Source organism: Roseibium sp. (assembly GCF_048261595.1).
In the GTDB taxonomy this organism is placed as follows: Bacteria; Pseudomonadota; Alphaproteobacteria; order Rhizobiales; family Stappiaceae; genus Roseibium.
This window is the reverse complement of record NZ_JBLXFW010000001.1, coordinates 274,332-292,072: the sequence shown is the minus strand read 5'-3', so window position 1 is coordinate 292,072 and position 17,741 is coordinate 274,332. Positions and strand designations below refer to the sequence as shown.

General features: G+C 59.8%; 16 protein-coding genes. 13 read left to right on the top strand and 3 right to left on the bottom strand.

The genetic code is table 11. The annotated features are described in order from the left end of the window. The first annotated feature begins 702 nt into the window (after positions 1 to 702). Positions 703 to 1,563: a tetratricopeptide repeat protein gene (locus ACN0SY_RS01280; protein WP_417683948.1), complete on the top strand. Its 861-nt coding sequence runs from the start codon at positions 703 to 705 to the stop codon at positions 1,561 to 1,563. 462 nt (positions 1,564 to 2,025) lie between these two features. Here the strand turns inward: ACN0SY_RS01280 and xth are convergent, their stop codons facing one another. Together xth and erpA are read right to left on the bottom strand one after the other, a co-directional pair. After that, positions 2,026 to 2,808 carry an exodeoxyribonuclease III gene (gene xth / locus ACN0SY_RS01275; RefSeq protein ID WP_417683947.1) on the bottom strand — a complete coding sequence of 261 codons (783 nt, stop codon included), beginning with the start codon at positions 2,806 to 2,808 and terminating at the stop codon, positions 2,026 to 2,028. Between the two features lie 135 nt (positions 2,809 to 2,943). Next, on the bottom strand, positions 2,944 to 3,285 hold the full coding sequence (gene erpA / locus ACN0SY_RS01270) for an iron-sulfur cluster insertion protein ErpA (RefSeq protein WP_417683946.1): 342 nt from the start codon (positions 3,283 to 3,285) through the stop codon (positions 2,944 to 2,946). Positions 3,286 to 3,478: 193 nt separating this feature from the next. Here erpA and ACN0SY_RS01265 point away from each other — a divergent pair, with 193 nt between their 5' ends. From ACN0SY_RS01265 to ACN0SY_RS01255, 3 genes are all read left to right on the top strand, one after another. Next, positions 3,479 to 4,723, top strand: coding sequence for a deoxyguanosinetriphosphate triphosphohydrolase (locus tag ACN0SY_RS01265; protein ID WP_417683945.1), 1,245 nt, complete (start codon positions 3,479 to 3,481; stop codon positions 4,721 to 4,723). Between the two features lie 97 nt (positions 4,724 to 4,820). Continuing rightward, positions 4,821 to 6,590, top strand: coding sequence for an arginine--tRNA ligase (gene argS, locus ACN0SY_RS01260; protein ID WP_417683944.1), 1,770 nt, complete (start codon positions 4,821 to 4,823; stop codon positions 6,588 to 6,590). Between the two features lie 67 nt (positions 6,591 to 6,657). Beyond that, positions 6,658 to 8,958 carry an SPOR domain-containing protein gene (locus ACN0SY_RS01255; RefSeq protein WP_417683943.1) on the top strand — a complete coding sequence of 767 codons (2,301 nt, stop codon included), beginning with the start codon at positions 6,658 to 6,660 and terminating at the stop codon, positions 8,956 to 8,958. Positions 8,959 to 9,047: 89 nt separating this feature from the next. On the opposite strand, the gene ACN0SY_RS01250 is transcribed toward ACN0SY_RS01255, so the two are convergent. Further along, entirely contained in the window at positions 9,048 to 10,055 is a 1,008-nt protein-coding gene (locus ACN0SY_RS01250; protein ID WP_417683942.1) for an alpha/beta hydrolase, read from the bottom strand. A gap of 187 nt (positions 10,056 to 10,242) precedes the next feature. Here ACN0SY_RS01250 and nagZ point away from each other — a divergent pair, with 187 nt between their 5' ends. The 9 genes from nagZ (at position 10,243) to surE (ending at position 17,716) form a co-directional block, all read left to right on the top strand. Further along, positions 10,243 to 11,262 carry a beta-N-acetylhexosaminidase gene (nagZ, locus tag ACN0SY_RS01245; RefSeq protein WP_417683941.1) on the top strand — a complete coding sequence of 340 codons (1,020 nt, stop codon included), beginning with the start codon at positions 10,243 to 10,245 and terminating at the stop codon, positions 11,260 to 11,262. Between the two features lie 43 nt (positions 11,263 to 11,305). Next, positions 11,306 to 12,115, top strand: a complete 810-nt coding sequence (locus tag ACN0SY_RS01240) for a segregation and condensation protein A (protein WP_417683940.1) — start codon at positions 11,306 to 11,308, stop codon at positions 12,113 to 12,115. After that, positions 12,105 to 12,809 carry an SMC-Scp complex subunit ScpB gene (scpB, locus tag ACN0SY_RS01235; RefSeq protein WP_417683939.1) on the top strand — a complete coding sequence of 235 codons (705 nt, stop codon included), beginning with the start codon at positions 12,105 to 12,107 and terminating at the stop codon, positions 12,807 to 12,809. Before ACN0SY_RS01240 ends, scpB begins: the two co-directional genes overlap by 11 nt. A gap of 5 nt (positions 12,810 to 12,814) precedes the next feature. Next, positions 12,815 to 13,957 carry an ABC transporter ATP-binding protein gene (locus ACN0SY_RS01230; RefSeq protein ID WP_417683938.1) on the top strand — a complete coding sequence of 381 codons (1,143 nt, stop codon included), beginning with the start codon at positions 12,815 to 12,817 and terminating at the stop codon, positions 13,955 to 13,957. 111 nt (positions 13,958 to 14,068) lie between these two features. Then, positions 14,069 to 14,302: a twin-arginine translocase TatA/TatE family subunit gene (locus ACN0SY_RS01225; protein WP_417683937.1), complete on the top strand. Its 234-nt coding sequence runs from the start codon at positions 14,069 to 14,071 to the stop codon at positions 14,300 to 14,302. 63 nt (positions 14,303 to 14,365) lie between these two features. Then, positions 14,366 to 14,818, top strand: coding sequence for a Sec-independent protein translocase protein TatB (gene tatB, locus ACN0SY_RS01220; RefSeq protein ID WP_417683936.1), 453 nt, complete (start codon positions 14,366 to 14,368; stop codon positions 14,816 to 14,818). Continuing rightward, entirely contained in the window at positions 14,815 to 15,609 is a 795-nt protein-coding gene (gene tatC / locus ACN0SY_RS01215; protein WP_417683935.1) for a twin-arginine translocase subunit TatC, read from the top strand. The genes tatB and tatC overlap by 4 nt, the downstream gene beginning before the upstream one ends. 66 nt (positions 15,610 to 15,675) lie before the next feature. After that, entirely contained in the window at positions 15,676 to 16,956 is a 1,281-nt protein-coding gene (gene serS / locus ACN0SY_RS01210) for a serine--tRNA ligase (protein WP_417683934.1), read from the top strand. Between the two features lies 1 nt (position 16,957). Continuing rightward, complete coding sequence (gene surE / locus ACN0SY_RS01205; protein WP_417683933.1) at positions 16,958 to 17,716, top strand: 5'/3'-nucleotidase SurE; 759 nt, start codon at positions 16,958 to 16,960, stop codon at positions 17,714 to 17,716. Positions 17,717 to 17,741 lie beyond the last annotated feature (25 nt).

The following is a 17,741-nucleotide window of genomic DNA, read 5'->3' as shown; positions in this document are numbered from 1 at the left end:
CGTACTGTCCACCTGGTGCCGAACATCCCGGCCAAACAGGTTTTTGGCCGAATTCCGTCGTTTCTATATCCGAATCAGTCACGATTGTCTCAGGACAAAGCCAGAACAGTAAAGCTTTGCGCGGTTTAGCCCCCGTTTTTAACAGGCATGGCGCCAGCCTGGGGAGGCAAGAGAAAATCAACTGATCTGTGGTGAGATCTGTTCATGTCCGGGAAACGGCAGATCGGTGGCGACACGAGGGGGGAACATGGCCGTATTTTTTGTCGACTTGAGGGAGAAGGCAGACCTGTATTGCGCGATCGCTTTGGCACTCTGTGCAGCGTTGATTGCGGTTGCAGGCTGATTCTGTGGTTTTGCAGCAACAGTACGCCGCGGACTTGGGTCTAGGCCCCAATGAGGTCGTTGATGCCGTTGTTCGGCCATGTTTCACCTTCAAGCCATCTGTGCTGAAGGGGCAAGGTGAGCGGCGCAACAGGTGTCGTGCGGTTTGAGACTCGTAAGCAGAGACAAGTCCAGGAGCGTTGAGTGATGTCACGGATATTCCGGGCATGGTGGAGCGAAGGCACGGGAGACGTCATGTTTCCCAGCAAATGCCACATTCAGGACGCTGAGGGCCGTACTCTGGTCGAAAACCGAGGCTATGATCGTCGAATGCCGAATTTGAAGATGACAGCACCGGAAGTGAGTTTGATGGTGTCCGCAATGCGGAAGTTTTTTTTGGTTGGTGGTTTCGTAGCCGCGATGGGCAGCGGCGCTCTCGCGTTTGACGGCACACCTGCGCCAAACCCGTCGATCAGCCCGAGTGACGTAAGTCCGGTCGAGGCGCTGCGCAATGGCGCGCGCCAGTATTATTCCGGCGACAAGGCCGGCGCGATCAATTCCCTTCGTTATGCGGCCGAGAACGGCCAACCCATGGCTGCCTGGAAGCTGGGCAAGATGTATGCAACCGGCGACGGTGTGCAGGAAGATGATCTCAAGGCATTCGAATATTACAGTCAGGTGGTGCGCGAGCATGGTGACGACCATCCTGATGCTCCCGACGCTCCGTTCGTTGCAAGCGCCTTCGTCGCGCTCGGAAAATACTATCTGAATGGCATTTCCGAATCCGTGCCGCAGAATGCGGGCCGGGCGAAGCAGATCTTCACCCATGCGGCTTCCTATTTCGGCGATCCTGACGCGCAGTACGAACTGGGTATGATGTACCAGCCGAATAACGGGCGGCTTGCCGTGCGCTGGTTCAATCTGGCTGCCATCAAGGGCCATGTCGGAGCCCAGGCGCGCTTGGGAGAAACCCTTTTCTCACTCGGAACGTCTGAAAGCCGCAAGGCGCGTGGTCTGATGTGGATGAGCGTCGCGCGCGAACAGGCGAAGGGCAATCCGGATGCCGCATGGATCGGGACACTTCACGAACAGTATTTTGCGCATGCGGATGAACCCGTGCGCCGGCTGGCAAGTTCCATGACCGAAACCTGGATGCATCGAAATCGTCCGGATCTCATTACGGCTGCCACCGCTGTTGCAGGTGCCGCGGCCCAACCTGCGAGCCAGCCCTCGGCGCAGTGATCTCACATCCTCAGGACGACGGGCAGGGTGTTCGTGTCACCTTCCAGGACGTGTTGTTCAGCACCATCGAGCAGACAGCGAGGTTGAGGCCTTCAGCGCTGCGGATGCAGATCGTCTCTCCAATGTGAAAATCCTCGCCCCGGTGACGGCAGGTGCAATCCACTACTGGTGCTGCGGAATGCTTTGAGGCCATGTTTGACGATGACCTGAACCGTTCTTGATATGGCGTTGTCTTTCCACCGTCGGCGAGGGCGCTCTGAAGCGGGATGACGGCAAGAACAACCGAAACCGCGACGCCAGTACGGACCGCTCTCATAAAACAGGAACGGCCACATCGCGTTCCGACTTGCCCGGATCCAAATGCCATCGCACGACCTCCAGACTGAAGAAGGTCATCGTACCACGCACTGGCCTTGTGACAAAATCCTGACTATTGGTGAGGTTTGAGGCCTGAAACAGTTGTCAGGCAGCCAGGTCGACCCAGACCGGAACGTGGTCGGAGGGCTTTTCCCAGCCGCGAACATGTTTGTCGATGCCACAACCATTCAGCATGTCGGTCGCTTGCGGCGACAGCAGAATGTGGTCGATTCTAATCCCGTTGTTCTTCTGCCAGGCGCCTGCCTGATAGTCCCAGAAGGTATATGTCTCGGGCGCTTCCGAGCAGGCACGCACGGTCTCCGTCATGCCCATGTTGATGAGCGTACGGAACTTCTGCCGGCTGATGGGCTGGAACAGCGCATCGTCAACCCAGGCGGACGGATTGGCGGCGTCCACCGGATCGGGGATGACATTGTAGTCGCCGAGCAGCATGAAAGGGGTCTCTTCCGCAAGGCGTTGCTTTGCGTGATCGATCAGTCGGTCCATCCAGGATAGCTTGTAGGGAAATTTTTCCGTACCGAGCGGGTTTCCGTTCGGAAGATAGAGACAGCCGAACCGGACAGCGCCATTAGTGGTCGAAACGCTTGCCTCGATATACCGGGCCTGTTCGTCGCTCTCGTCGCCCGGCAGACCACGTTGCACGTCCTCGAGTGGCAGCTTCGAAAGAAGCGCGACGCCGTTGAAACTCTTCTGGCCGTGGGTCTCGACGTTGTAGCCGAGATCCTCGATCGCCTGACGCGGGAAGTTCTCATCGATCGACTTGATTTCCTGGAAGCAGGCGACGTCCGGTTGGGCTTCCTTCAGCCATTCCAGTACCGTCTCGATGCGAGCCTTGACGCCGTTGATGTTCCAGGTAGCGATCTTCATTCAGGCAGTTTCCAAATACCGTCAGTGTCTGGTCGTGAGCCAGACATAGCACCGGCGGGCTGCAGATGTCCCGCCCTAGCAAGCGATCAGCGAAGTTTCCTTGGGAGAAAGGCACTTGCCATCGCGCAAGCCGGGTCAGATCGTGAAGCTGGTGCCGCAGCCGCAACCGGCCACTGCGTTCGGATTGTTGATCTGGAAGGACTGGCCAATGATGTCGTCGACGAAATCGATCTCAGATCCACTCATGTATTGCAGCGACACGGAATCGATCAGCACCTCGATGCCGTCCTTTTCGATCACGAGATCGTCGTCTTCGCGTGCCGTCACGAGATCGTATTTGTACTGCAGGCCCGAGCAGCCGCCGCCTTCGACGCTGACCCTGAGGGCCGTTCCTTCCGGCTCGCTCGAAATGATCTTCGCGATCCGCTTGGCAGCGCGGGCACTGACTGTTACGGGATGTTCAAGTGTTTCAGTCATGGTTCGGCTATTGTCCTGGAGCGTTTCCTTCGATCTCGCCTCGGGTGCGCGCGGCTTGCGCCGTCCGCTCGGGATCGTAGGTGCAACAGCTCATAAATCTATCGGTCTATGACGATAGGTATGGTGTGGAAGCGGGCGCGTCAATGATCGCTCATTGCAACGTGCCGTAAAAGGGTTCGTCCAAGGGGGCGCAGTGGGAAGTGAAAGTCAATCGGTCGCCGTTGCACCGGCTCTGGGATTTGGAGCGCAGGAGCGGGCAACTTACGCTCAGGATCCGTTCAAGAGCCTGGGGCGCCTTTACCCGGAGCCGGAAAGCCCGACGAGAACGCCGTTCCAGCGAGATCGCGACCGCATCATTCATTCCTCGGCATTCAGGCGTCTGAAGCACAAGACCCAGGTGTTCGTCTATCACGAGGGCGACCACTATCGTACGCGCCTGACCCATACGATCGAGGTCTCACAGATCGCGCGTTCTCTCGCCAGGGCGCTTCGGCTCGATGAGGATCTGGCCGAATGCCTCGCGCTGGCGCATGACCTGGGCCACACGCCCTTCGGTCATGAGGGTGAGGACGTCATGCATGAGTGCATGGCTCCTTATGGTGGCTTCGATCACAATGCCCAGTCTCTGCGTGTGGTGACCTCGCTCGAGCAGCGCTATGCGGAGTTCGACGGCCTGAACCTTGCCTGGGAAACCCTTGAGGGTCTCGTCAAGCATAACGGCCCGCTAGTGTCTGCCGAAGGCGCTCCACTGGGCAAATTCTCCGGGTCAGAACTGCCTTTCGCGATCCGGGAATATGCAAAAAGTCAGGATCTGGGCCTCGATACCTGGCCAAGTGCAGAAGCCCAGGCCGCAGCGATCGCCGATGACATCGCCTATGACGCCCATGATCTGGACGACGGCTTGCGGGCCGGACTGTTCCGCATAGACGAGATGAAGGAAGTTCCATTCCTCGCATCGATCCTCGCTGAGGTGGACGCGAAGTATCCGGGCCTTGAAGAGAGCCGCCGTATCCATGAGATCGTCCGCCGGTCGATCACGCGTATGGTCGAGGACGTCATTTCCGAATCCATGCGCCGCCTGTCGGAGCTTGCCCCGAGGACGGTCGATGATATCCGCAATGCCGGTTGCTGTGTCGTCGATTTCTCGGCGGAGATGGCTGCACGGGAAAAGGAGGTCAAACGCTTCCTTTTCGCCCGTGTCTACAGGCACGAGGATGTATTGGCGGTCCGCAAGCTGGTCGCTCGTGTCGTGCGGGATCTTTTTGCCCGCTTTCTGGCAGAACCGACGCTGTTGCCGTCGCCCTGGAACCGTGGTCTGGAAGGGCTTGGTCAGGAGCAGATGGCACGCCGGGTCTGTGATTACATTGCGGGCATGACCGACCGCTTCGCCATGGACGAACATCGCAGATTGTTTGACGATACCCCTGATTTAGGGTAGGCGCATCGCTCATAGAGTCGGCCCTTGCAGCGCCGGGCCCTTGGGCCCGTTGCGCGCGGGGCTGTTGTGTTTGCACGTTCCAGCCGGTTGGATGGTTATGAATATATTCGCGGAATTCGCCGAACGCGTAAAAAAAGCGGTCGCCGGTCTCGATCTGGCGGGTCCGGACGGGGCCGCTCCTGACGTCTCACGTGTGACGGTCGAATCGCCGCGCGACCCCGCGCATGGCGATCTGGCAACCAATGCCGCGATGGTTCTGGCAAAACAGGTCGGCATGAAGCCGCGGGACCTTGCCGACAAGCTTGCAGAGGCCCTGCGAGCGGATGCGGACATTACCGAAGTATCCGTCGCCGGTCCCGGCTTCATCAACCTGCGTCTTGCGGCGTCCGCCTGGCAGAGCGTATTGGCCTCGGTTGTGGCTGATGGCCTGGATTTTGGCCGTTCGACCCGTGGAGCGGGCAAGAAGGTCAACGTCGAGTACGTCTCGGCCAATCCGACCGGTCCGATGCATGTCGGTCATACCCGCGGCGCTGTCGTCGGCGATGCCTTGGCGAACCTGCTCGCCTATGCCGGTTACGATGTCACTCGCGAGTACTACATCAACGATGCCGGCTCGCAGATCGATACGCTCGCGCGCAGCGCGTTCCTGCGATACCGGGAAGCACTTGGTGAAAATATCGGCGAGATTCCCGCTGGCCTCTACCCGGGCGATTACCTCGTTCCGGTCGGAAAGGCGCTCGCGGCACAATACGGCGACAAGCTGGTGTCTATGGACGAAAGCGAATGGTTCGACATCGTCAAGCCTTTCACCGTCGATGCCATGATGGACATGATCCGCGAGGATCTGGCGCAGCTGAACGTCCGCCACGATGTGTTCTTCTCGGAGAAGACACTGCATCTTCAGGAAGGAGCCACGCCGTCCAAGATCGACGAGATGCTGGAAGCCCTCCGTGGTGACGGCCTTGTCTACGAAGGCACGCTGCCGCCGCCCAAGGGCCAGGTCCCTGATGATTGGGAAGACCGCGAGCAAACGCTGTTCAAGGCATCGGACTACGGTGACGACACCGATCGTGCACTGAAGAAGTCAGACGGCTCCTACACGTATTTCGCTGCGGATGTTGCCTATTTCCGTGACAAGTATCTGCGCGGCTTTGACGAGATGATCTACATCCTCGGCGCCGACCATGGCGGATACGTCAAGCGCCTGCAGGCGGTGGGCAAGGCGGTTTCCGGTGGTAAGTCGGAAGTTATCGTCCGCCTTTGCCAGTTGGTGAAACTGTTCCGCGCCGGCGAGCCGGTGAAGATGTCCAAGCGTTCGGGCAACTTCGTCACGCTGCGCGACGTGGTGGATGAGGTTGGCCGTGACCCGGTCCGCTTCATGATGCTTTACCGCAAGAATGATGCGCCGCTCGACTTCGATTTCCAGAAGGTGACCGAACAGTCCAAGGATAACGCTGTCTTCTATGTCCAGTATGGGCACGCGCGCTGCTGCTCCGTCCTCCGGCAGGCAGCAGAAGAAGTGCCGGCTCTGGACACCAGCGATGCAGGCCTCAAGGCGGCAGATCTTTCGCTTCTGGACGACAGTGGTGAACTGGAACTGATCGCCAAGATGGCGGAGTGGCCGAAGATTGTCGACGCGGCAGCCGAAACACACGAGCCACATCGCATTGCATTCTACCTGTATGATCTCGCAAGTTCCTTGCACGGCCATTGGAACCGAGGCAAGGAATTGCCGCAATTACGCTTTATTAACACTGAAAACGCCAAATTAACCCTAGCGCGTCTTGCCTTGGTGCGGGCAGTATCCTTGGTACTTGCTTCAGGTCTGGCGATTCTGGGCGTGGAAGCGCCTGAGGAAATGCGCTGAAGTAAAATGGTAGTGCCTGCCGGCTTGCCGGTGGGCCCACAGACTGCGGCCGGATTGCATATCGCCCATGGCAAACGAAAAAGACTATCCGTCAACACACCCGCTGCCCGGGACGCCGGCCACCGACAACGGGATCGATTCTCCCGCGGAAGATCCGCTCGTCGAACTGGCGCGGATCGTAAATCGGAACCGTCAGCCTGATCAGGATGCAGCAGCGGGCCGGGTTGGACGCACTGATTATTTCGCAGGACTCGATGATGTGGCGCTAGAGGAACCGGCCGCGCCGGCCTCATCTTTTAGCCGTGTCGAGCCGCGCTTTGAAACACAGGCTCCATCCGTGGAGCCGGCATTCAATCAGTCCTCGACCACCAAGAGTCTCGAAGACGAACTGGAAAATGCGCTGCGCCTGCCTGAGGCTGGTGCGCCGCGGCAGTTTGATGCCTATGATGATGCGAACTCATACCGTGTCGCTCCTGCCGAAGACGAGCCCTTCGCTGCGGAACCTGCTCCCGAAGTTGAAGAGGATCTCGGCCTGGATATACCGGAAAGCCGACTCGACAGCGGTGTCGCACTCGACCTCGAGGCCAATCTGACAGCCGAGTTGGAAGACGAACTTCAGGGCGTCTTCCGTGCATCGTTTGAGCCTGATCGATACCGGACGACAGAAGCGACACAGGTTCAGCCATCAGTTTCCGATTTCGATGTCCATACACGTGGCGGGCCTGCCTCTGCGATTGGCAACATTTTCAGTTCACATTCGACCGCCCCCCAATATCAGGAAGACGAGTTCTCCGAGCCTGATGACGGCGCAAGCCACGGCCATGACGGCGTCGCAGTCGCTCAGACCGGCTTTGTCCATGAAGACCGGCGAGCCCCTGATGTGACCGATCAAGCGGAGCCGGACCAAAACGACGATGACGACCTGTTTGCCTCACTGACCCCGCAGCCGCAGGCCGAGGCGCCTGCGCCAGTCGCGGCACAGGACGATTTCGATAGCCTTTTTGCAGAAGTAACACCGCAGCGGTTCAGCGGAGAACTTCGTGGAACGGCGACCGCATCGGCCGCCGATGACATCGACGACATGGCCTGGCCGGCTGCTGCAGCCGCGGTTCCAGACGTGCCGGATGATGAGACGCCACCGCCGCCGGGTGGTTATGATCTCGAGGCCGTTGCACGTGCGATGCAGGAAAGTGATCCGACCCTTGCAGGCTCCGGTGTTCTTCCGCCTCATCCGCGCGAGGAAGCAGCTGCGGCGCCGCATTCGACCGGGTCACGCAAGGGGCTCTATGTCGCCGCGGCCGTTCTGGCGGTTGCGATCGCGGGAGGAGGCGTCTTCCTGTTCACGGATGGCAATTCCATATCCATTCCCGATGGGCCGCCGCCGCTGATCGCAGGTCTCGAAGGCCCGTTGAAGGTTTATCCGGAATCATCTCCCGAGCAGCCGGACCAATCCAGTTCCAAGCTGATTTATGACCGGGTGGGAAACACTTCCGATACGTCGCGCGAACGTCTGGTCCTGCCGGAAAGAACCGCACCGGCAGAGTTGCCGCCTGCGCCGGAAGGTGCAACCGGAACTGATCCTCTCGTTCCCGGTGCGCCCAAGAAAGTCCGCACCCTGGTTGTGCGTCCGGACGGGACCATCGTGCCTGAATCCGACCAGCCTGCTTCATCGCCGGCGGAACCGCGCCAGGTGACCACACGTCCTGTCGCGCCGACCAATGAAACGGCGCCCGCTGTTACGCCGCAGGCATCTTCGCCCACGGCCCCGATTGCGCTGACGCCCGAGCCTGCCGCTCCAGCGGTCGCAGCTCCGGAGGTAACCCCGCCTGCAGATGAAACCCCTGCAGTGTCTGAACCCGTCCTTCAAACGCCTGCAATTGTTGCGGAGTCGGAAACAGCACTGCCGGAGCAGCCGGCAAATGTTCCGTCTGTCTTGCCGAAGAAGAAGCCCGATGGCTCGGTCCGTACCGCCGCCGCACCTCGGGCCGTTACCACCGGAGGTCCGCTTGATCTCAGCAATCCGGCACCCGCGACGCAGGCCGCCCCCGTTGCAGCAGCACCGGTCGCTGCAACCCCTGTTGCTGCTGCACCGGTCCCGAGCACTTCAGGCACGATCCCTGCCGGTACCTATGTGGTCCAGGTGACGTCTCAGCGTTCGGCCGACGCAGCCCGTGATGCCTACAGCGGCCTTCAACGCCGCTTCCCGCAGGTTCTCGGAGGCCGCGATGCGGTGATCGTCGCAGCCGAAATTCCCGACCGGGGAACCTTCTATCGTGCGCGCATTCCAATGACTTCACGCGAAGACGCCATCAGTCTTTGTGAAGGATTGCAGGCCGCCGGCGGCGACTGTTTCGTCCGCCGTAACTGACGGCAGCAGACAGTGCGAATTGAAAAAGGCCGTACCGGGTGTCCCGGTGCGGCCTTTCACTTTCTGCGGCAGGTATCGCCTCTGCTAAGCTAGTTCGCCAGTGCCTTTGCGAGGAATGGCAGGCTTTTGTCGAGCCGGTAATCAATCGACGAGTGGTTGTCGTCAAATTCCTCGTAGACGTGGGCGACATTGGCTCCGGTAAGTTTCCTGGTCATCCGCCTCGCGCCGTAAAGCAGGTTGTACTGATCGGCTGTTCCGCAATCGATCCAAAGGCCCTTCAACGAGCCAAGGGCGGCCATGTGCTGGTCTGCCATGACGACCGGATCCCACTGCAGCCAATTCGCCCAACGATCCTCGATGATTTCGCAAGTCTCCGGATCGACCGGTAGTCGGACGCCGTAAGGTGCCGACGGATCCGGGTCGTAGGTTGCGGCCATCGCGAAGGTCATCAGGTCATGCAGTGCGCTGCCGGGAAACTTCGGACCGGAAAGAAAGTCGTCGATGAACGCGCCGATGGAACCTTTCCGCTGGATTGCCCTGAGAGCGCTCGGCATTTCAGGCAGGTAGCAAAGTTCGAATGCCATGTCGCCGGAATGGCAGGCTGCGGCTGCCCAGACGTCCGGATACAGCATGGCATGAACGAGCGAGCCATACCCGCCCGACGACTTGCCGAAGCAGGCGCGCCTTCCATCGCCCCCACAGCCGAAGCGGGTCTCGACGGCAGGCAGCATTTCCTTGGTCAGGAAGCTGGCCCAGGCGCCCATGGCCGCACTGTCGATATACTGGTTGCCGCCGAGCTGCGTGAAACAGTCGGGCAAGGCAACAGCAACCGGGGGCAGGGTCCCCTCATGGATCAGGCGGTCGAGCCGTTCGGGGACGTTTTCGCCAAAATTCTTCCAGGCGACATGCGCCGGCCCGCCCGAGGTGTAGCCGACAAGGTCGACGAGCAGCGGCAGGCCTGATCCGTCGTGTCCGTATGGGGTATAGACCACGACCTCGCGGTCGGACGGATCGCCGAGCAGATTGCCCTTCAGGCAATCGGAGGGAACCGTCAGTCTGTGCAAGGTACCCACGGGTATGTCGGAGCGCGTGCGCATGGTATTTCCGCTCTTTTCTGGATCATTGCTGCCACCGGAAAGGTCGCAGCCGAACTTTGGCTGGTCCCGTTATGAGCGATGCGGGGGCGCGCACGCAACAGCCTATCGAGCTGCGAGCGCTCCTTGCAGCGCCTTTGGCCATCCGCTTGTGCTTGACCGCCTCGCAACGCGAAGTTAAGGCCTTGTCATGGCAAAGGCATTTATAACCGGGTGTCCCGGCACGGTCCTGACGGACGCTGAAATCGATTTTCTCCAGCGTGAAAACCCCTGGGGATTGATCCTTTTCCGGCGCAATTGCGAAACACCGGTTCAGGTTGCTGCACTGGTTCAGCAGTTTCGTGATGCTGTAGAACGCATCGATGCTCCGGTGTTGATCGACCAGGAGGGCGGACGGGTCCAGCGCCTGCGCCCGCCGCATTGGCCAAAATACCCGCCGCAGCGGGTTTTCGGCGATCTTTATCGCAATGATCCGACACGAGGGTGTTCCGCTGCACGTCTTGGCGCCCGGCTGATTGCCCATGATCTTCGCGCACTTGGCATTACGGTCAATTGCCTTCCCTTGCTTGACGTCGAGTTCCCCGAAACCGCCGATGCCATTGGCGACCGGGCTTATGGAGCGGACCCGAAGGCGATTGCGTCGCTCGGAAGGGAGACCTGCGAGGGATTGCTCGCCGGCGGCGTCCTTCCGGTACTCAAGCACCTGCCGGGGCATGGCCGCGCCACTGTCGACAGCCACCTGGAATTGCCAAAGGTAACGTCTACTGTCGCCGAGCTGGATGCGACAGACTTCGCACCGTTCCGTGACCTGAACGGCTACCCTCTGGCAATGACCGCACACATCCTCTTTACCGAGATCGATGCCACGCGCCCGGCGACCCAGAGCCGCGAGATCATTGATTTGGTCATTCGAGGCAGGATGGGTTTCTCAGGCTGCCTGATGAGCGACGATATCTCGATGAAGGCGCTTGGTGGGGATATGCGCGAAAGATGTGCCGCAACCTTTGCTGCCGGTTGCGATCTTGTGCTTCACTGTAACGGTGAACTTGAGCAGATGAACGCTGTTGCTGAAGTCGCCCCACAGATCGGGGGAATGACGGAATTGCGGTGCGCGCAGGCGCTCGCCGCACTTCGCGACCCGGATCCGAACTTCGACGTCGAGGCAGCACGGACAGAGTTCCGAATTCTGCTTGGCGACGCGATGGCGTGAAGCAGGCTTTTGTGGCCAAGTGTGAGGATTAAGACGAGCGGCAATGGCAGCGGGTGACGATCAGGATCTGTTATCCTCCACCATGGATGTGGAGCGCGCTTCGTCGGACCCGCAGCTCGTTGTCGACGTCGACGGCTTCGAAGGTCCGCTCGATCTTCTTTTGACGCTCGCACGCACACAGAAGGTGGATTTGGCGCGCATCTCGATTCTGGCACTTGTTGAGCAGTATCTGGGGTTCGTCGCCGAAGCCCGGCGCATGCGGCTGGAACTAGCTGCCGATTATCTCGTGATGGCCGCATGGCTTGCCTATCTTAAGTCACGGCTCCTACTGCCGGAACAGAAGGACGAGGACGAGCCCACCGGCGAGGAACTGGCTGCCGCACTTGCGTTCCGCCTGCAACGGCTCGAGGCCATGCGCGAGGCGGCCTCGAAGTTGATGGCGCGGCCGCGTCTGGGGCAGGATTTCTTCGCAAGGGGCATGCCGGAGACAACCTCCGTTGAGCGCCGGAGTGTCTGGTCGGCAACGCTCTACGAATTGCTGACAGCCTATGCCACGCAGCGTCAGAGGAATTCCGTCACATCAGTCCGGGTTTTGCGCCGCAACGTCTGGTCGCTCCAGGAGGCGAGGGAGTTGCTCGCCCGTCTGGTCGGACGCGTCGGCGAGTGGGCGCCGATCAACAGCTACCTCAAGGACTACCTGTACGATCAGGAGGACTGGGCGACGGTCGTTGCAAGCACCTTCTCGGCCAGCCTGGAGATGGTGCGCGAGGGACAGGTGGAAATCCGCCAGAGCGAGCCCTTTGCACCGGTCTATATCCGTGCATTGCCGCAAGGAGAAGACGATGGAACATGAAGGCGACCTGTTGTCCGGCAGCCTGACCGAGGACGATGCGCACAGGCGCGCAGAGAATGACCGCGACGGCCTTCGCATGGTGGAGGCATTGCTGTTCGCGTCGGCCGAGCCGCTCTCCGAGCTTGAGCTGGAAGAACGCTTGCCCGTCGGCACGCATGTCGTATCGCTGCTTCAGACACTGCAGCGAACCTATGAGGCGCGGGGCGTCAATCTTGTACGTGTTGCCGGCAAGTGGGCCTTCCGGACTGCGGAAGACCTTTCCTTCCTTATGCACCGTAACCGGGAAGAAGAACGCAAGCTCTCGCGTGCAGCGCTTGAAACGCTCGCAATCATTGCCTATCACCAGCCGGTCACACGAGCGGAGATCGAGGAAATTCGCGGCGTGTCGACGTCGAAGGGAACGTTGGACGTCCTGATGGAGACAGGCTGGATCCGGATGCGTGGTCGGCGCAGGACGCCGGGGAGGCCGGTCACATACGGGACCACCGAGGAGTTTCTGGCGCATTTCGCCCTTGACCAGATCCGTGATCTGCCGGGACTGGAAGAGTTGAAGGGCGCGGGCATGCTCGATAGTGCCATCCCCGCGTCGTTCCTTGTGCCGACGCCCAACGACGACGAAGAACTGGGAGAAGACGAAGATCCGTTGGAAGACGGCTCCCTGTTTGATGGCGACGATTTTGACCCGGATACCTGAGCGGGATGACGGTATTGAACGCAAGAACGAAGACCGGACCCGGCTTTACCGAACTTGAGCCACGCTGGGGTGCGCGTGGCACCGCCCGGGCAACGATTGCTGCCGGACTGGTGTTCGAGAACGTTAGCCATGCCTACGACGGCAATGTGTCCGTGTCCGACCTGTCACTCGAAGTCGCGCCGGGCGAGGTCTTGTGCCTGCTTGGCCATTCGGGCTGCGGCAAGACCACGTTGATGCGGATCGCCGCCGGCGTGGAGCAGCAGCTTTCAGGACGGGTGCTGATAAACGGGCGCGAAGTCTCCGGGCCGAAAGGGTTCGTTCCGCCTGAAAAGCGTGGCGTCGGCCTGATGTTCCAGGACTATGCCCTGTTTCCACACATGAGTATCCTCGACAACGTCGTGTTTGGCTTGCGCGACCTGGACCGGCAGACCGCGGAGCGAGAGGCATTGGCGCTGCTCGAGCGTGTGGGCCTCAACGGCTATGCCCAGGACTACCCGCACGCATTGTCTGGTGGTGAGCAGCAGCGCGTCGCGCTGGCGAGGGCGATCGCGCCGCGTCCTTCGGTTCTTCTGATGGACGAACCATTCTCCGGTCTGGACCGGCGCTTACGCGACAATGTGCGCGACGAGACAATGACCATTTTGCGCGAGACCAGGGCTACCTGCATCATCGTGACGCATGACCCGGAAGAAGCCATGAGAATGGGCGACAAGATCGCTCTCATGCGGCGGGGTAGGCTGGTCCAGCATGGCACTTCCGCTGAGCTCTACAGCAACCCGGCAGATGTCTTTGCGGCAAAATTCTTTTCCGAGCTGAATGAGCTGGAGGGTATCGTCACCTCTGCGGGCATCGAAACTGCTATCGGCATGCTCCCGTCCGGAGATTGGCCGGTCGGATCAAGGCTTTCCGTTTGTATTCGCCCGCATGGACTGCTTCCGGAGGTAGCTGATGCAAAGCCTGCAATCGGCCGCATTTCCAACAGGCGATTCGTCGGCGAGATGGATCTTCTGACGATTATTGTCGAAGGCCTCAATCAGGCATTGCATGCGCGTATCCGTCCGGGCAGCGGGCTGGAGGCCGGAATGGACGTCGCGCTCGACACGGATCCGCAGGATGTCTTGATCTTCGACGCCGAGAACGCACATTAAGGGTATCGGCAATCTCCGTAATTGGTTGCATAGCCGATCGTATTGCGGGGGCTTGGTGTTTTTTGTAATAGTGACCCCGCCGAGAGGCATCGAAACTGGGAGTTTGGCGTAATGGGCATTAGTGTTTGGCAGATCCTCATCGTGGCGGTGATCGTTGTTCTGCTGTTTGGGCGTGGCAAGATCTCCGAATTGATGGGCGACGTCGCCAAGGGGATCAAAAGCTTCAAGAAGGGTATGGCGGATGACGACTCCGCTCCTGCAAACGAAGCTCCCAAGACGATCGATCATCAGCCGGCGGAAAGCGTCTCTGCTGAAAAGACCGAAAATCAGTCCAAAGCCAGCTGATTTTCATCAGGCATTCTCGTAATGCCGTTCCATCTTCATGTAACCAACCGGTCTGGACTTTAGATGTTCGATATCGGATGGACCGAACTGTTGGTGATCGCCTGTGTTGCGATCATCGTCGTAGGTCCCAAAGACTTGCCGCGCATGCTCCGGGGCCTTGGACAGACCATCGGCAAGCTGCGCCGTATGTCGCGCGAGTTCCAGTCAACGTTCAACGATGCGATCCGCGAAGCTGAAAAGCAGGCTGACATCGCGGACATGAAGAAACAGGTCGAGGAGGTCGGCAATTTCAATCCCCTCGGGGATCTGAAGAAGTCGATCGAGACCGACAAGGTGGCGCAGAAGACAACGACGCCTGCGCCGCCCGCCGCGAAGGCTGAACCGGCAGAAGCCGGAAAGGTTTCCGGTGATGACGCAGCAGCGGCAAGCTCTGCTGAGACGTCAGCCGGGACGGCAAAGACCGAGCCCGCGGCAAGTGCGGCCGCAGAGACTGCACGGGAAGATACCAAGGCATGAGCCAGGAAGATATCGACGCGTCCAAGGCGCCCTTGATCGAACATCTCATCGAGCTGCGTCAACGGCTCATGCGATCGGTGATCGCGATCATCGTGATGTTCATCGTGTGCTTCTACTTTGCCACGGATATCTACAACATCCTGACGGTTCCGTATCTGCGTGCTGCGCCCGATCCAGGTGCCGTGCAGATGATCTTTACCGCACCTCAGGAATGGTTCTTCACCCAGCTGAAGCTCGCGCTGTTCGGTGCGCTTTTCCTGGCATTCCCGGTCGTGGCATCGCAGATATACATGTTTGTCGCTCCGGGCCTCTACAAGGAGGAAAAGGGCGCGTTCCTGCCATTCCTGGTCGCAACGCCAATCCTTTTCGCGATTGGAGCGTGCCTGGTCTATTTCCTCGTCATGCCGATGGCCATGGGCTTCTTCCTGTCGATGGAACAGGTCGGCGGTGAAGGCAAGGTCGCGATCCAGCACCTTGCCAAGGTCAGCGAATATCTTGGTCTGATCATGATCCTGATCTTCGCCTTCGGCCTTGTGTTCCAGCTGCCGGTCATCCTGACGCTCATGGGCCGAGTCGGCTTTGTCTCGTCACAGGGCCTGCGGGAAAAGCGCAAGTACGCAATCGTCGGAGCCTTTGCTGCTGCCGCAATTCTGACGCCTCCGGATCCGATCTCGCAGATCGGTCTTGCGCTGCCGACGCTGCTTCTCTACGAAGTCTCCATCATTTCTGTTCGGCTCATCGAGCGCAAACGCGCAGATCGGGAAGCAGAACGCGAGGCTGAAGAGGCCTGAGCGGCCTGCCTGCCACCTGCGTAGCGCTTGAGCCGAGAAGTTCTCAAGCGTTGCCCGGGAAGCACGATGTTCGATATCAAATGGATCAGGGAAAACAGCGAAGCCTTTGACAAGGCGCTTGCGCGCCGCGGATACGAGGCTTCTGCCGCTAAGCTCATCGCTCTGGATGACGCCCGCCGATCTCACATCAGCAAGCTTCAGGAAGCTCAGGAACGGCGCAATGCCGCGTCCAAGGAAATCGGCAAGGCGATGGCCGCCAAGGATGCGGCGTTGGCCCAGTCCCTCAAGGACGAGGTCGCCGGGATCAAGTCTTTCATCCAGGAGGGCGAGGCAAAGGAGCGCGAGCTCGTCGCCGCGCTCGAAGCTGCATTGTCCGTCATTCCGAATCTTCCTCTGGACGATGTGCCCGATGGTGACGACGAGGCCGGCAATGTCGTGTTGCGTGTCGTCGGCGAGAAGCCCGTCTTTTCGTTCAATCATGCACCGAAGGAGCATTTCGAACTGGAAGGCGCCGAAGCGGGCCTCGACTTTGCCACCGCTGCCAAGCTGTCCGGTTCGCGCTTCGTTGTCCTGAAGGGCCAGCTTGCGCGTCTTGAACGTGCGCTCGGACAGTTCATGATTGACGTGCATACGCAGGAGCACGGCTACATGGAAGTGTCGCCGCCGCTTCTGGTACACAACACCGCGCTTTACGGAACGGGTCAGCTGCCAAAGTTCGAGGAAGACCTCTTCAAGACCAGTGGCGACCACTACCTCATCCCGACAGCGGAAGTGCCGCTGACCAACTTGGTCGCCGGCGAGATCGTTGCCGAAGAGGCTCTGCCGCTGCGCGTAACGGCGCTTACCTACTGCTTCCGTTCCGAAGCAGGCTCTGCCGGGCGCGATACCCGAGGCATGCTGCGCCAGCACCAGTTCTCCAAGTGTGAGCTGGTTTCGGTCACCAAACCGGACGATTCGCTCGCAGAACTGGAGCGGATGCTGGGTTGTGCGGAAAACGTTCTCAAGAAGCTTGGCCTGCATTACCGGGTCATGACGCTCTGCACCGGCGACATGGGCTTCGGTGCGCGCAAGACCTACGACATCGAGGTCTGGCTGCCGGGGCAGGATACCTATCGCGAGATTTCGTCCTGTTCCGTCTGTGGCGATTTCCAGGCGCGCCGCATGAATGCCCGCTATCGCCTTGCCGGCGAGAAGCAGCTTGCCCATGTTCATACGCTGAACGGGTCGGGCATTGCGGTCGGCCGTGCCTTGATTGCCGTGCTGGAGAACTACCAGAATGCCGATGGTTCGATCACGGTGCCCGAGGTTCTGCGCCCCTACATGAACGGTTTGGAGAAGATCGGCTGACATGCGTATCCTGATCACCAATGATGACGGCATTCACTCGCCGGGACTGGCAGCGCTCGAGCGCATTGCCCGGACGCTGTCCGATGATGTCTGGGTGATCGCGCCGGAAACCGACCAGAGCGGTGTCGCTCATTCCCTGACCTTGAGTGATCCCTTGCGTCTGCGGCGAATTTCCGAGCATCAGTTCGCGCTGCGCGGCACGCCGACCGACTGCGTTATCATGGGCGTTCGCAAGGTGTTGCCGGGTATGCCGGACCTCATCCTGTCTGGTATCAACAAGGGCCAGAACCTTGCTGAGGATGTCACTTACTCGGGCACGGTTGCTGGTGCCATGGAGGGATCCATCCTCGGCATTCGCTCGATCGCTGTCTCCCAGGCCTATAATTGGGATGTCGGGTCGGAGCCCAACTACGGCACCGCGGAGGCACATGCTCCGGAGCTGTTCCGCAAGCTGCTCGATTTCCCGATGCCGCCACATACGCTTTTGAACGTCAACTTCCCGGCCTGTGATCCGCAGGATGTGAAGGGTACGAAAGTCACCGTGCAGGGCCATCACGAACAGTCGGGGCTGACGATTTCCGAGCGCCGTGACGGTCGTGGCTATCCTTACTATTGGCTCGGTTTCCAGGACCGCGGCCAGTCGATCCTCGACAACAGCGATCTTCATGCTGTGCGAGACGGTTTCATTTCGGTCACTCCGTTGCGGATCGATCTGACCGCCCATGATATGGTTCAGCAGTTGGCCGGAGAACTGGCCTGAGTCGTTCCTGGTCGAGTTAGGGTCT